The sequence below is a fragment of the Clostridium sp. JN-9 genome, assembly GCF_004103695.1.
GTDB lineage: Bacteria > Bacillota > Clostridia > Clostridiales > Clostridiaceae > JN-9.
Map to the genome: position 1 here is coordinate 2964206 of NZ_CP035280.1, position 15180 is coordinate 2979385.

The window sequence follows — 15180 nt, forward strand, 5'->3', positions numbered from 1 at the left end:
ATAATTACCTCACTTTATTTAGCTTTTGGGTTTTGCATATTATTTAACATTATATATTATATTATACTATTTAAGGTATAACAACTCTTATTATTGGTTACAGTTTTTTCTGTTCAGACACATGAGCCTTTGGATCCACTTCTATACTGTCCTTATATTCCACTGTGTGTATATTACAGCCCTTACCTATAACAACTTTATTTCCCCTTACTATGCTTGCCATTGTATACTCAAGGAAAATATCATCACCTTCGATTATGCTCACTGTAAGCTCTTTTCTTTCTGATGTGAAAATGCTATTTAACATCTTGCCAAGTGAGCTTCCCACTCTATACCCTTCAACTACTTTTATTTTTTCTCCTCCTATTTCTCTTGCTCGGCATCTTCCATCTATTTCAATATCTATATTATCCGCATTTAGTAAGCCTCCAATGTCAAATCCGCCCCTGGCAATAAAGCTCTCAGCGTTACAATCCCCGTTAATTTCTGATGCCCCTGAAATTTCAACTTTGTTAGCTGAAAGATTCCCCTTTATTTCAGAAGCCCCGCTGGTCTTTATATTATTGGTACTAACATCTCCCCTTATATGTGATGCCCCGCTTATTGTAATTTCTTCGGCAGATACTTCTCCCTTTATGTCAGAAGAGCCGCTGGTTTTAATATGCTTTGCTTTAACACCACCCCTTATTTCAGAAGCCCCGCTGCAGTGCAGGTCTGTGCATTCTATGCTCCCGTTTATTGAACATGCCCCGCTTAATCTTACGTTCAGAAATTTTCCTCCACCTGCATTGCCAGCACCTGACAATCTTAAATCATTTAAATTTTCCTCCATATAAATTTACTGCTACTCAAAATATGGTCAAATGTACCCATACTGAGAAAATTCCTGTTTCATCGTACTCTGCCTTGCCTAAGCTACTACAGTTTGTATAGCACTCCACAGGCGTAAATTCCCGAAATAGCCTTCGGTACACATATAAGCGCTTGTTTAATTAAGCTATCTTATATTCTTTAGCATTAGCTAAATTGATTGAAGCATTTAAATCTCTATCAATAGAAGTATTGCAATTATCACATTTATACACCCTATCTGATAGTTTTAAATCTTTCTTAATCCTGCCGCAGCAACTACAGGTTTTACTACTTGGATAAAATCTATCAACTATTCTTACTTCAATACCATTTTGTTTACTTTTTGAAATAAGTTTAATTCTAAATTCATAAAACTTTTGCTGTGCAACTGCCTTTGCTAAATGTCTATTCTTCATCATTCCTCTTACATTCAAATCTTCTATTGTTATAAAGCTTGGTTTTTGCTTTATTAACTCATGCACAATCTTATTAATATAATCGGTTCTAATATTCGTAAGTCTTTGATGAAGTTTTTGCACCTTGACTATTTGTTTTTGGATATTTTGACGAGTAGTTTCCCCTTTCTCTTTTTTATTTCTTAATTTTAAATTTTCATATTTTCTTGAAAGTTTTCTTTGCTCACGTTTCAGTTTCTTTTCAATTTTCTTAACTTTTATAGTCTTATTAATATTCTTTTTAGTTATTCCATTAGAATAAACTGCAAATTCTTTAATCCCCAAATCGATGCCTATTCCAATAGATGTAGTTTTATTGTTTGTTTCAGTATCTTCATCAACTAATACAGAAACATAATATCTATCAGCTTTCTGACTTACTGTTCCACTTGTTATTCTGCCATTAGCTGGTATATAACCGTATTCCTTGAGCCTAATCCAGCCTAAAGTTGGTATTTTAATCCTATGCCTTTCAATATTCCAGTCTGTTTCATTGTTTTTGGGGAAGTAGGCTTTAACGTCTTGATTTTTCTTTTTCTTGAATTTTGGGAAACCAGTTTCACCTTTGAAGAACTTCTTAAAAGCTTTTTCTCCATTCATAATAGCCTGTTTAACTGCTTTTGAAGATACTTCTTTTATCCAAAGTTTATCTTGATTATTAGGTATATACTCATTATTAAACCATTTAGAAAAACCCATGCCGCTAACAAATCTTTTTTCTTTTTCATAAACTTCTTTATTATGAGCAATATAGAAGTTATATATGAATCTGCTTACCCCAATGGTTTGATGTATCTTTATTATTTGTTCTTCTGTTGGTTTAATCTCTGTTTTGTATGCTTTTTTCAACTTCTTCATCTTCCTTTATTTTTTTTATACTTTCTTAAGCCATAAATTCTGCAGCTAAAAACATGAAGTATTGAGATTACAGATGTCATTCACTCATCAATAAGTTTATCCCATCTTTGCGATTATAATTCAATCCACTTCCATAATCTTCAATCACTTCATCTACAATAATTCCTTTTGCATTAGCATATTGTTTAAGAAATATAACTTGATTTTTTAAATCATCTTTTTGATTAGAAGTTGAAACTCTTGTATATATAACTACCTTTAATAATTCAGCAAATTCTTTAGGCTTATAGTTCTTACTCAAATATAATCACTCCTTTTTTTGTGATTATATTACATCATGTCTGAATATATTTGCATATAAACTTATAAACTATTTTATTACTCCTTTCTATTTTTAAATTTTGTCAGCATCCTCATAAATGCTGAAGCAAATAACATAATTATTCCTATAATTATCCATGAGGTTGTATAGCCATAGTTTTTCAGCCATGTTCCCATAACTGCAGGCCCTACAGCTCCTCCAGCCCCGTATATCAATGGAAGTATTCCATTGATTCTTCCCCTGTGAGATGCAGGAGTATTATTAGCAACAAATGTTGATGAATTAATTGTTATAATAATTTCTCCAATTGTTAAAATAAAAATTGATAAAAAGAAAAACTGAAGCTTAAATACAAATGCCAGCATTCCTAGTGATATACTGTAAAGCAGCCCGCCTAAGGATATAACCTTTAAAACTTCTGCCTTATGGGTTAATCTTACTGCTAATGGAGTTAATACTATTACTATAAATCCATTAAAGGCTCCCATCATTCCATAATATCTGGCTCCTGCATTTCCATAATAATCTCCTAACTGCATTGGTATTGCAAATCCCCACTGAGTGTATGCGAACTGATAAAAGAATAATATAAAAGCATATATCAAAAGTATTGGTCTCTTGGATAATACCTTAAATACAGAGCCTTCCTCATTTTTCTCAAGTACTCTCTCTTCGTTTTCAAACTGTTCATTGTCATTTCTATATTTAGTTTCTTTAACAAAAATAAGAATAAGTATAAGGGACAATAATGTTGTTATACCATCTCCTATGAACACAATGGATAAATGATTTTCAAACAGCAGTCCCCCAATAAATGGCCCAATACAGTATCCCAGGTTGTGCCCCATATATAAAAGAGAATATGCCTGTTTTCTATTACTTGGAGTGGTCAAGTCAGCAATCATTGAATCATGAGCTGGAGAACATACTGATGAAACTATTGGTGCTGCCATAAGTATATATGCCATTGTCATACCTGGCTTTAAAAAACCGCATAAAATAAATATTATTGCTCCAAGGCCTTGAAAAATAACAAGTATTAGCTTCCTTCCTATTTTATCTACAAGTTTTCCTCCAATTATCATTCCCGGTGCAGTAAACAGTGCTATTGAAGTTATAAAAATTCCTGCTTCATCCTTTTGCATTCCTATTTTTTTTGTTAATATTAAGGCTAATAAAGGGTAAACAAAGCTTCCTATACTGTTTACCATTCTGGAAATAAAAATGACATAGACTTCCTTAGGCAGATTTTTATACTGGCTTATTAATTTAATATCACGCCCCAAATATATTCCCCCCACCTTTAAACCAATTAATTTTTATCTGATTCAATATTATATTCTTTTAATTCAGAGATTATCTCCTGAATACCTATCCTACATACCAGTTTCGATGATGAATCCAAATAGATATTTTTGAAATCAGAAATTAAAATACAGTTAGTTACTCCCAGCTTTCTAATAATCAGCATGTAAAAATTTACATTTTGCAGATTGTTATAGTTTTCCTTTAAGGTATTAATTGATAACTTTGCTTCATCAAGACTTACCAGTGCTGAGTTAAGCAGTTTATCCAATGTTTTTACAAGTATCATACTTTCAAAGTTAAATTCTTTTATTTCCCCAAAGTTATCATTAAAAACTTTTAAGCTTTGTTTCGTAACAATGTTTCTTTTTATCAGTTCATCTTTTGTGATATTTATATTTATAGGATTTGAAGTAAGCTTTTCAGCTAATACATCCAAGGGTAGGTCCTCTTTTAGCGATTTTATTTTCTCTATCCTTAAAAGGATTTTTTCCTTCGGAAAGAAAGTTTCCTGTCCTGTAAAGGAGGACTTTTTTATAAACCACTCCTCGGGTATTAATTTTTTTCTTTTCCATCTGTACAGTTGACCATATGATATTTCCGTCAATTCCAGCAATTCTTTCTTGGAAATTAAATTATCTTCCATATTTACACTATCCCTCCTTTAGAATAGTGTAACATAACATTGTTTCATTGTAAATATAAAAAATAGGTTCTATAAAAATATTTATAAAACCTATTTTTCTTCTAAGAAATTTAGTATAAAGTTTAACTTACAAATTCCATTCCCTTTTCAATAGCTTCTTTATTAATATCAAAGAAACTTTCTTTGCCATGAGCTTTTAAAGCATCAAGCAATTGATCAGTGGAAACGATTCCTGTCTTTTTAACCAATGCACCAAGCAATATCATGTTTGCGATTTTTTTGCTTCCCATCTTCTCTGCAATGGTCTGAGCAGGAATAGCTATAATCTCAAGATCATTTCTCACAGGCATTCTGTCAACTAAGTCTGAATCCATTACTATTAACCCGCCGGAATTCACTGCTTCTTCAAACTTATCCAGTGAAGGTCTGTTCATAACAATAAGAGTATCAGCTTTTGTAACTATAGGAGACCCTATAGATTCATTTGTGAGAATAACTGAGCAGTTGGCAGTGCCTCCTCTCATCTCAGGTCCATATGATGGCAGCCATGAAACATTTAAATCAGCATCCATACCAGCGTAAGCCAGAAACTTACCCATGGAAAGTATGCCCTGACCTCCAAAACCAGCAAATATCAATTCTTGTGATGCCATTTATTTCACCTCCGTAGTTATATCCTTTTTTACTCCAAGAGGATAATATGGTATCATATTATCTCTTAGCCACTGGAAAGACTCCTGAGGAGATAATCCCCAGTTAGTTGGGCATATTGAAAGCACCTCTATTAATGAGAACCCTTTTCCAGCCAATTGATTCTCGAAGGCCTTTTTAATTGCTTTTTTTGCTTTTACTACATTTGGAACAGTATCCACAGATACTCTTTCTACATAGCAGGCTCCATCCAGTGTTGAAATCATCTCTGATACTCTTATAGGATGTCCTGCAAGTTTAACATCTCTACCATATGGAGTAGTTTCAGTCACCTGCCCTGGAAGTGTTGTTGGAGCCATTTGTCCTCCAGTCATTCCATAAATGCAGTTGTTTACAAATATTGTAACTATATTTTCTCCTCTTGTTGCTGCATGTACTATCTCAGCTGTACCTATTGCAGCAAGATCTCCATCTCCCTGATATGTGAATACTACTGAATCAGGATGAGTTCTTTTTATTCCTGTTGCCACAGCAGGTGCTCTGCCATGAGCTGCTTCAAACATATCACATGCAAAGTAGTCATATGCCAGCACAGCACAGCCAACTGGTGCAACACCAATGGTTTTATCTAAAATACCTAATTCATCAATAACCTCTGCCACAAGTCTATGAATGATACCATGAGTACATCCAGGGCAGTAATGTGTTGGAACATCCAATAATGCTTTTGTAGGTTCAAATACTATTGACATTATTTTGCACCTCCTACCATAGCCTTTACTTTAGCTAATATATCTGATGGATCCGGAACCATTCCGCCAGTTCTTCCATAGAAATCTACCGGCTTTCTTCCATTCACTGAAAGTCTTACATCTTCAACCATCTGTCCGCAGCTCATTTCCACTGACAAATAGCCATGCTTTGTATTATTTACAGTTTTTTCAAAAGCCTCTGCTGGATATGGCCATAATGTAATTGGCCTTATGAGACCAACCTTTATTCCTTCCTTTTCAGCCATCTTTATTACATTCTTACATATTCTTGAGGTAGTTCCGTAAGCAACCATGATTAAATCGCAGTCACCTTCACAGTTATACATTTCATATCTTGTTTCTTTTTTAGTTATTTCTTTATATTTATCCTGAAGATGCATATTATGTTTCTCTAATACATCGGGTTTTAAATATAAAGAATTAATAACATTATGCTTGGCTCTTCCGTTTAAGCCATTTGCTGCCCAGTCTTTTTCAGGTAACTGCTTCTTTTCTCTTTCTTTAAATTCCACAGGTTCCATCATTTGTCCAAGCATACCATCTCCCATTACCATGCAGGGAGTTCTATATAAATCTGCCACATCAAATGCATCCTGTATTAAATCTACCATTTCCTGTATTGTAGCTGGAGCAAATACAGGCATTTTATAATCTCCATGTCCTCCGCCTTTAGTAGCCTGGAAATAATCTGACTGCGCTGGCTGTATGCTCCCAAGGCCTGGACCACCTCTAACAATATTTATAATTACACATGGCAGTTCAGCACCTGCTATATATGAAATTCCTTCTGATTTTAAACTTATTCCAGGTGAGCTGGAAGATGTCATACTTCTTACACCGGAGCCTGCTGCTCCATATACCATATTTATTGCAGCGACTTCACTTTCTGCCTGAAGAAATACTCTGCCAATCTTAGGCATCTTTCTTGACATATATGCAGCTACTTCAGTCTGTGGGGTAATTGGATAACCGAAGAAGCATTGACAGTTTGCTCTTATAGCAGCTTCTCCTATGGCTTCGTTACCCTTCATTAATACTTTTTCCATGGATTGTCCCCTCCTATTATATTATTTCTCCACAGTAATTACACAATCAGGACACATTCTTGCACAGAATGCACATGCTATGCATTCTTTCATTTTTTCTTCAGTTATAGTTGCAGAATGATATCCTTTGATATTAAGCTTTTCAGAAAAACTTATGATTTTCTTTGGACAAACTACAACACAATTACCGCAGCCCTTACATCTTTCTTCTCTAAAAGTTACCTTTGCCATACCATTTCCCTCCTTTAATAATTTTCATCTTTCATCCATGGTGTTTTCATATAAATATTAATGGGCAGTATATCACCATGAACTTTTCCCCTTATATTGTCTTCAAGATCTTTTCTGCAAACTGTGTATTTATAAGGTATGTTAATTTTTTTACTTAGTTCCGATACTAATTTGTCTCCTTTCAAAATATCTTTTTCTGAAGTTTCATATGACATATTAGTATTTGATACTAAATAATTAACTTTTAACCTTGAAGATTTCTCTATGGTCCTTAAATATTCAATGGTACTTTCTGTGTCTGAAGTCAGCGGCCTGTTATTATTTATTACGAAGAACATATTATATGGTTCTTCCTTAAAGTATTTATTATATTGCCCTAATACCACAGCCCCTAAATCATCACCGCCCACATCCATGACTACCTGATAACTTTTGTCATTGAAAACAGCATAGACTTCCGGGGTCACAACCATTAATTCTGCATTTGACAAATCTGGATTTGATGCAATTACCCTAACCCCCTGTTGTTCTAAAGTTTTTCTTACATCTCTTGTACAAAAATATGGGTTTACAATATCTACATCTACAATAGCGGTTTTATTTCCTTCTTTAGCCAGCTTAATTGCATAATTAATTGCAATTTCAGTCTTGCCGCTGCCAAAATGTCCTGTGAATACATTTATTCTACTCAAGCAATCACCTCTTTTAAATTCTTAAACCCTTTGAATTATTCTAAATCTGCATTTTAAAAAGTATTGAAATCGTATACATAAAGATGATTATGTGTGTATAGAACTGCAATAATTTTCCTACTAATATATGTTATTTATCCCAAATTCAATTATATCATATTATAATTTAATAATCTAACAAAATTTTATTTTTTTATGAAAATTAAATGATTTATTTCATAATAGCTTCTAAGTACAAGTAATAATGCAGAATCAGCACTAGCCAATTCTGCATTACTTAAAATACTTATTAAAATTTTTATTTATATTCCTTAGCTTCTTCTTCTCCGCTTAGTACTCTAAGTCCGCCTTGTGCTAGTGCAAGTAATTCATCTTCACCAGGATAAACAGTTATTGGAGCTATAAATGAAACCATTTTTCCTATATCTTCAGTAGCCTGCTTACTGTATGCTATTCCTCCTGTTAAAATAATTCTGTCTACTTTTCCGTGCAGGACTGCAGCACATTTACCTATCTCTTTACCAAGCTGGTATACAAAAGCATCATATATTAATTTAGCCTTTTTATCCCCTTTTTCAACTGCAGAAGTCATATCTCTAAAGTCATTTGTATTAAGATATGCAACTATGCCTCCCTTTCCATTGATTTTTTTCATCAATTCTTTTTCTGTATATTTTCCGCTAAAGCATAATTTTATCAAATCTCCAACTGGAAGCTCTCCTGTTCTTTCTGGAGAAAATGGTCCTTCTCCTATTAGTGCATTATTTGTATCAATAATTCTTCCGGCTTTGTGAGCTCCAACAGAAATACCGCCACCCATGTGGGCTACTATTAAGTTCAGATCTGAATATTTTTTCCCGATTTCCTTAGCATATCTTCTTGCCACTGCCTTTTGATTTAGTGGATGGAATATACATCTTCTTGGGATTTCAGGCATTCCTGAAATTCTTGCAACTTCCTGTAATTCATCTACAACTACAGGGTCAACTATAAATGCAGGTATATGTAATGGTTTTGCAATATTATTGGCAATTATGCCTCCTAAATTTGATGCATGCTGTCCCTGAAATCCTATTTTTAAATCATGAAGCATAGCATCATTAACGCTATAAGTACCGCTTGATATTGGTTTTAATAATCCTCCTCTGCCTACAACAGCATCCAGAGTATTAATGTCAAAGTCCTTTTTCTTAAGAACATTTAGTATTAATTCCTGTCTAAATTGATATTGATCATATATAGTATCATATTTTCCGATTTCCTCTGTGGAATGTCTTAAAGTTTCCTCTAAAATTTTAGTTTCATCTTCATACACTCCAATCTTTGTTGAAGTAGAACCAGGGTTAATAATCAATAATTTATATGACATGTTTTTCCCTCCTAAAATCTTTAATAATATATGATTTAGCTTTATTTTCTTGACTGTTCTGCAACTAAAGCAGCCATGGCAATTGAATTCATTTTAGTTTCATGGCTGTCATTTCTTGAAGTTAAAACAACAGGTGCAGCTGTTCCTACCAGTATCCCGCCGTTTTTTGAATCAGATGCATATGTTAATGTTTTATACATTATATTTCCTGAATCTATATTTGGTAATAGGAGTATATCTGCCTTTCCTGCTACAGGACCTGTTACTTTTTTATGAGCAGCAGCTTGTTCTGATAATGCATTATCCAAAGCTAGTGGTCCATCAACAATACAACCTTTAATCTGTCCTCTGTCACTCATTTTTGACAGTGCAGCTGCATCTAAAGTAGGCTGCATTGCAGGATTAACAACTTCAACTGCACATATTGGTGCAACCTTTGGCATTTCTATGCCTACTGCATGAGCAACACTTACTGCATTATTTATTATATCAACCTTGTCTTTTAATTCTGGATACATATTAAATGCTACATCAGTTAAAAAGATTAATCTGTCAAATTTAGATATTTCAAATACTGCCACATGGGACATTAGCTTTCCTGTTCTTAAGCCTACTTCTTTATTTAGTACTGCTCTAAGGAAATTAGCTGTATCCACCAAGCCCTTCATCACAATATCTGCCTTACCTGTGGATACAAGTTCAACAGCTTTTAATGCAGCTTTTTTCATATCCTTTACATCTACCAGTTCAAACTTAGAAAGATCCATATTAATTTCTTTTGCAACTGCTTTTATCTTGTCCACATTTCCTACTAAGATTGCATTTGCAATTCCTCTTTCATTTGCATCCTTAACAGCCTCAAGCACTGGTCTGTCTTCAGCTACTGCCACTGCTACTTTTTTCATTGGCTGTTCACTGGCCTTTTTTAACAATTCATTAAAACTTTTAATCATTAATCTGCACCTCTTCCTCGTATACTTTGTATTTTTCTTCACCTTTTATTATTCTTAAAGCTCCTTGTGCTAATGCAAACATTTCGTCTTCTCCAGGCACTATTTCCACAGGCGCTATAAAACTAATCATGTCTGATATCCATTTTGTAAGTCTTTTATTGTAAGCCATGCCTCCTGTTAATATAATTGCATCTACTTTACCAAATAGTACTGTTGACATTGCTCCAATTTCTTTTCCCAATTGATATGCCATGGCCTTTAAAATTAATTCTGCCTTTTTATCTCCGCTTTCAATTAATTTATCCACTACTCTTCCATCATTGGTTCCAAGGTAACCCATGAGTCCGCCTAAGTTGTGAGCCTTCCTTTTAAGTTCATTATAAGTATATTTCCCGCTGTAAGCCATTTTTACCACTTCTGAAGCAGGCAGCCCTCCAGCTCTTTCTGGTGAAAAAGGTCCTTCTTCATTAGCATTATTTGCATCCAGTATTCTTCCGTTTTTCACTGGGGATACTGAAATTCCTCCTCCTATATGTGCCACCACATAAGAGCTGTTGTTGAATTTTTTACCTAGTTTTAGACATGTTTTCCTTGTAACAGCTTTAATATTAAGTGCATGCACCAGAGATCTCCTTGGAATATCCGGCAGCCCGGAAATCCTTGCCTTATCCTGATACTCATCTACTGATACAGGATCCACTATAAAGGCATTAACCCCTGCCAGATCAGCTATGTCCTTAGCAATTATTCCGCCTAAATTTGACGCATGCTGCCCCTGATATCCTCTTTTTAAATCTTCCAGCATTTTATCGGTAACTATGTAAGTCCCGCCAGGCATTGGTCTTAAGAGTCCTCCTCTGCCAACTACCACTGATATTTGTTCTAATTTAATTTTATTCTCATTAAGCCAATTTAAAATTACATTTTCCCTCATTTGTCTTTGGTCATAAATAGTTTTATATTTATTTATTTCATCTATGTCATGAGATAGATTTTCGCTTAAAATACACTGTTCTTCTTTAAATAAAGAAATTTTTGTAGATGTGGAACCTGGATTTATTGCTAATATAAATTCCCCTTTATTCATAATATACACCCCATAGTTTATATTTTAACAAATAAAATTGTCAAAACTTTATTTTTCAGAATATTTAATATATTTTATAAATATAGATATAAAGTAAATCAGCCATTTACTAAATAGAATTATATAGTTTCATTATGTTTTCAGAAACCTTTAATCCATCCACAGCAGCAGATATAATTCCCCCTGCAAAGCCAGCTCCTTCACCACATGGATACAGCCCCTCTGCTGAAATGCTTTCTAATCTGTCATTTCTTTCTATTCTTACAGGAGCCGAAGTCCTGGTTTCAATACCAGTTAAAATTCCATTACTTGTGGCAAATCCAGTTATTTTTTTATCAAACTGAATCAATCCTTCTTTTAATGTTTCTATAACGTATGGAGGCAGACATTGTCTTAAATCTCTGAATTCATATCCAGGTTTATAACTTGGTTTTATACTTCCTATTTTCATGCTTATTTCATCATTTAAAAAATCTTCAATAAGCTGAACAGGAGCAATATAATTACCTCCACCCAGCTTATATGCCAGGTTTTCATAATGCCTTTGAAACTCCATACCGCTAAGAGGGTTATTCCCCTGAAAATCATTAGGTCCTACTGTTACAACTATTGCTGAGTTTGCATTTTCTTTATTTCTTTTATAATTACTCATACCATTTATGGCAAGCCTGTTTTCCTCGGAGGAAGCAGCTACCACTTCTCCACCTGGACACATACAGAAGCTGTATACGCCTCTTCCAGTTTTTTTGCTGGTATAAGTTAATCTGTAGTCTGCTGCTTTTAATCTTGGATGGGAAGCATATTGTCCATATTGATTTTCATTTATTAATTTTTGACTGTGCTCACATCTCACTCCAATAGCAAATGGTTTTACAGTTAAAAGTATACCACTTTTGTAAAGCATTTCATAAGTATCTCTTGAACTGTGTCCAATAGCTAATATTAATACTTCGCAGGGTATCTCCTCTCCGTTTACTATGATACTTTTAATTTTTTTATCTTTTATTCTCAATTGTTGAAGCCTGCTGTTAAATCTGATTTCGCCGCCAAGTCTTTCAATCTCTTCTCTTATGTTTTTTACCACCCCTTTTAATATGTCAGTGCCTATATGAGGCTTGCCATTATATATTATTTCTTCCGGAGCCCCAAACCTGACAAACTGCTGAAGTACATAGTCGCACCTTGGATCTTTAATTCTTGTTGTTAGCTTTCCATCTGAAAAAGTGCCGGCTCCCCCCTCTCCAAATTGAACATTGGATTCTAAATTTAATCTTCCGGTTTTCCAGAATTCTTCTACGGATTTAGTTCTGGTTTCCACATCCTCTCCTCTCTCTATAATTAAAGGCTTAAAACCCTTTTGCGCCATTAAAAGACCGGCAAACATTCCTGCCGGTCCCATACCTACTATCACTGGTCTGCTGCTGAGTTTTTTTGTCCCCAGCTGAAAGTCAGCCTCATATTTTTCTTTTTCAAGTTTAATATTATTATCATGAAGCCTTGAAACGATTCTCTCCTCGTTTTCACAGCTTAATTCTACAGTATAATTAAACTTAATAGTATTCCTTCTCCTGGCATCTATAGACTCTCTGAGTATTTTAAAATTTTTAATATACTCATCCTTTATTTTAAGCTTTTGTGAAGCTTTTTTTCTTAATAAATTGATATCTTCATCAATATCTAAAATTATATTGCTTACTCTAATTGCCATTATTACCCTCCAGTATTTTTTTCTTTATGTTAACCTGTATTGAAGGCGGATCCACAGAAACTTTTGTAAAACCCTGGGGTATCGTAACGTTCACTTGAGTAGTATGATCTCCTTCTAAGGCACCGCTTAGATCCACTGCAGCTGTGATATCTCCATTGTTCAGACTGTTTATAACGCTGTCAGCTGCCGTAACCGTTACAGATACCTGTTTTGTATTCAGTACTGCATCATAGCCGCTCTGTAAGTTATTAATGGTTACACTCACTGGCAAAGTTCTTTGAGATATTTTTTCACTTGTGATTTTAGCTTTTACATATCCGTTATTATTTATTAAAAATACCCCCTGAGGCACCACAAGCTTAACATCTGTACTATCATTCCCATTTAACTTGGATAAGTCCACGGGCTCAGTATCTATAGACTGTATGTTGTCTATAGCACCATCGTCCCCGGCAATATCCACCTTTTCAGGGATTGTCTCAAATCCCTTTAAAATCAATCCATTACTTAAATTGCCCTTAGTTTTTACATTTATACCCACTGTTTTAACTTTTTTTATTGGTACCATTACTTCTACAGCTGCAGGCTGGAATTTTACATAATTAACTTTATTATTGGAATTATCCACGGCAGATAAAACCACATTACTTGTAAAATCTTTAGATAAATTATCTATCCTTATCTTCCCTAAAAGGCTTGTAACCTGATTTACATACTTTAAAGGGCCGCTGACCTCAATTTCACTTAAGCTTGGTTTAGGCTGCAGCTGGTAAAAACCGGTTTTAGCTTTTCCCTCTATGCCTATTTTAATTGGGACTTTCTTTTTTGCATATTCATCTACATTTAATTTAACCCAAAGCTTTTCTGTATTTACTATCTTTATATTATCTGGCTGCTGCACAAGCTTAACAGGTACAATGTTTTCTCCTTTTTTTATAGCGTATCCGCTTAAATCAACTCTTAATTTAAAGTTTGATGGTTTAACAGAATATACATCTGAAGTAACACCGCTGATAGTCAGATTAACATATAATGGCTGATCATCAATTAATGCTAATTTAGAATTGGTAAGCACATCTTTATTTACTATTTCCACAGGAACAGAAATAGTGTTTTCCCTAACAGGGTTTTCTACACCATTAATGTATAGCCAAAGCCCAAAAGCTGCAATGATACAGCATATTCGAATTATTATTTGATTCCTTTTAACTTTTTCGTCCACGCCATCACCTGCTCCCTAAAAGTTAACTTTTTAAGTTGTCTCTTTTTAATTATTCTACTTAAAATATTTTTCAGTTTATTTTTATCATAATTTCTAGTTATACTTCCGTTAACTGCCAGAGATATAGTCCCTGTTTCTTCAGATACAACTATTACAAGGGCATCAGATGTTTCAGAAAGGCCGATAGCTGCTCTATGTCTGGTTCCTAATTTTTTATTTAAATCGTTATTACTTGTTAATGGCAGAAAGCATCCTGATGAGACTATTCTATTATTTCTTATAATTGTTGCCCCATCATGCAAAGGAGTATTTACTACAAAAATGTTTTCAAGCAAAGCAGAGGATACCAAAGCATCAAGTTTAGTACCTGTGTTTATAATTTCCCCAAGGCCTGTAGTTTGCTCAATAACAATAAGTGCACCAGTATTTGTTTCAGATAAATTCTCTACTGCTGTTGTAATTTCCTCAAGTACCTCTGTCATAATACTTTCATCCTGTAAAATATGTCTATCGTTAAATGCGCTTCTTCCAAGGTGTTCAAGGGCTCTTCTGATTTCCGGCTGGAAAATAATAACAAAAGATAAGACACCTATTGTGATGGTTTTTGAAAGAATCCAGTTTAACATAGTCAGATGCAGCAATGAACTTATTGGTATTAATAGAAATATAAGAACTAATCCTTTTAATAGCTGCTCTGCCCTTGTTTCTTTGATTAACATATATAACTTATAAAAAATGTATGATACTACTAAAATATCTAAAATCGACCAAAGGTCAATATGTTTAACTGAGTTAATTAAGATCTCAATGATCTGCACAGAATTCACCCTTTCAAAGTTAATACTAGTATTAATTATACACTATTTAATTATGTTTATATCAATAATTCTGTTATTATTGACTATTTATTAATATTTTTTTTGCTTATGATAATTGATTTACATCTCTAATCTTTATATAATTATATCAATTATTTTTAATTATAAAAAGTTCTAATAATAACTTTGAAA

General features: G+C 33.8%; 15 protein-coding genes and 1 pseudogene. All 16 read right to left on the reverse strand.

Annotated elements, in window-relative coordinates:
• Nucleotides 1-97: 97 nt before the first annotated feature.
• The gene (locus EQM05_RS14175) at nucleotides 98-832 is read right to left on the reverse strand and encodes a polymer-forming cytoskeletal protein (protein ID WP_128750666.1); all 735 of its coding nucleotides are present in this window, start codon (nucleotides 830-832) and stop codon (nucleotides 98-100) included.
• A 160-nt stretch (nucleotides 833-992) separates the two neighbouring features.
• Complete coding sequence (locus tag EQM05_RS14180) at nucleotides 993-2165, reverse strand: RNA-guided endonuclease TnpB family protein (RefSeq protein ID WP_205694147.1); 1173 nt, start codon at nucleotides 2163-2165, stop codon at nucleotides 993-995.
• Nucleotides 2128-2418 (reverse strand): annotated as a pseudogene (locus EQM05_RS14185) (recombinase family protein); the annotation flags it as partial. The gene EQM05_RS14180 and the pseudogene EQM05_RS14185, both read right to left, overlap by 38 nt.
• A 125-nt stretch (nucleotides 2419-2543) precedes the next feature.
• Nucleotides 2544-3773 carry an MFS transporter gene (locus EQM05_RS14190; protein ID WP_128750670.1) on the reverse strand — a complete coding sequence of 410 codons (1230 nt, stop codon included), beginning with the start codon at nucleotides 3771-3773 and terminating at the stop codon, nucleotides 2544-2546.
• A 26-nt stretch (nucleotides 3774-3799) separates the two neighbouring features.
• Complete coding sequence (locus EQM05_RS14195; protein ID WP_128750672.1) at nucleotides 3800-4438, reverse strand: DUF4004 family protein; 639 nt, start codon at nucleotides 4436-4438, stop codon at nucleotides 3800-3802.
• 122 nt (nucleotides 4439-4560) lie between these two features.
• A complete protein-coding gene (locus EQM05_RS14200; RefSeq protein WP_128750674.1) occupies nucleotides 4561-5091 on the reverse strand; it encodes a 2-oxoacid:acceptor oxidoreductase family protein in 531 nt (176 codons plus the stop codon).
• On the reverse strand, nucleotides 5092-5841 hold the full coding sequence (locus EQM05_RS14205) for a thiamine pyrophosphate-dependent enzyme (protein WP_128750676.1): 750 nt from the start codon (nucleotides 5839-5841) through the stop codon (nucleotides 5092-5094).
• Entirely contained in the window at nucleotides 5841-6908 is a 1068-nt protein-coding gene (locus EQM05_RS14210) for a 3-methyl-2-oxobutanoate dehydrogenase subunit VorB (RefSeq protein ID WP_128750677.1), read from the reverse strand. Before EQM05_RS14210 ends, EQM05_RS14205 begins: the two co-directional genes overlap by 1 nt.
• Before the next feature lie 21 nt (nucleotides 6909-6929).
• Nucleotides 6930-7139, reverse strand: a complete 210-nt coding sequence (locus tag EQM05_RS14215; RefSeq protein WP_128750679.1) for a 4Fe-4S dicluster domain-containing protein — start codon at nucleotides 7137-7139, stop codon at nucleotides 6930-6932.
• A gap of 14 nt (nucleotides 7140-7153) precedes the next feature.
• Entirely contained in the window at nucleotides 7154-7831 is a 678-nt protein-coding gene (locus EQM05_RS14220; protein WP_128750681.1) for an ATP-binding protein, read from the reverse strand.
• 298 nt (nucleotides 7832-8129) lie between these two features.
• Nucleotides 8130-9200 carry a butyrate kinase gene (gene buk / locus EQM05_RS14225; protein ID WP_128750682.1) on the reverse strand — a complete coding sequence of 357 codons (1071 nt, stop codon included), beginning with the start codon at nucleotides 9198-9200 and terminating at the stop codon, nucleotides 8130-8132.
• A gap of 41 nt (nucleotides 9201-9241) precedes the next feature.
• The gene (gene ptb, locus EQM05_RS14230) at nucleotides 9242-10153 is read right to left on the reverse strand and encodes a phosphate butyryltransferase (RefSeq protein WP_128750684.1); all 912 of its coding nucleotides are present in this window, start codon (nucleotides 10151-10153) and stop codon (nucleotides 9242-9244) included.
• Nucleotides 10146-11240: a butyrate kinase gene (gene buk, locus EQM05_RS14235; RefSeq protein WP_128750686.1), complete on the reverse strand. Its 1095-nt coding sequence runs from the start codon at nucleotides 11238-11240 to the stop codon at nucleotides 10146-10148. Before buk (EQM05_RS14235) ends, ptb begins: the two co-directional genes overlap by 8 nt.
• A 109-nt stretch (nucleotides 11241-11349) precedes the next feature.
• Nucleotides 11350-12948: an FAD-dependent protein gene (locus tag EQM05_RS14240; RefSeq protein WP_128750688.1), complete on the reverse strand. Its 1599-nt coding sequence runs from the start codon at nucleotides 12946-12948 to the stop codon at nucleotides 11350-11352.
• Complete coding sequence (locus tag EQM05_RS14245; RefSeq protein ID WP_128750690.1) at nucleotides 12938-14170, reverse strand: CdaR family protein; 1233 nt, start codon at nucleotides 14168-14170, stop codon at nucleotides 12938-12940. Before EQM05_RS14245 ends, EQM05_RS14240 begins: the two co-directional genes overlap by 11 nt.
• Nucleotides 14140-14988 (reverse strand): diadenylate cyclase CdaA, encoded by an 849-nt coding sequence (gene cdaA / locus EQM05_RS14250; protein ID WP_128750692.1) that lies wholly within the window; start codon nucleotides 14986-14988, stop codon nucleotides 14140-14142. The genes EQM05_RS14245 and cdaA overlap by 31 nt, the downstream gene beginning before the upstream one ends.
• Nucleotides 14989-15180: the final 192 nt, after the last annotated feature.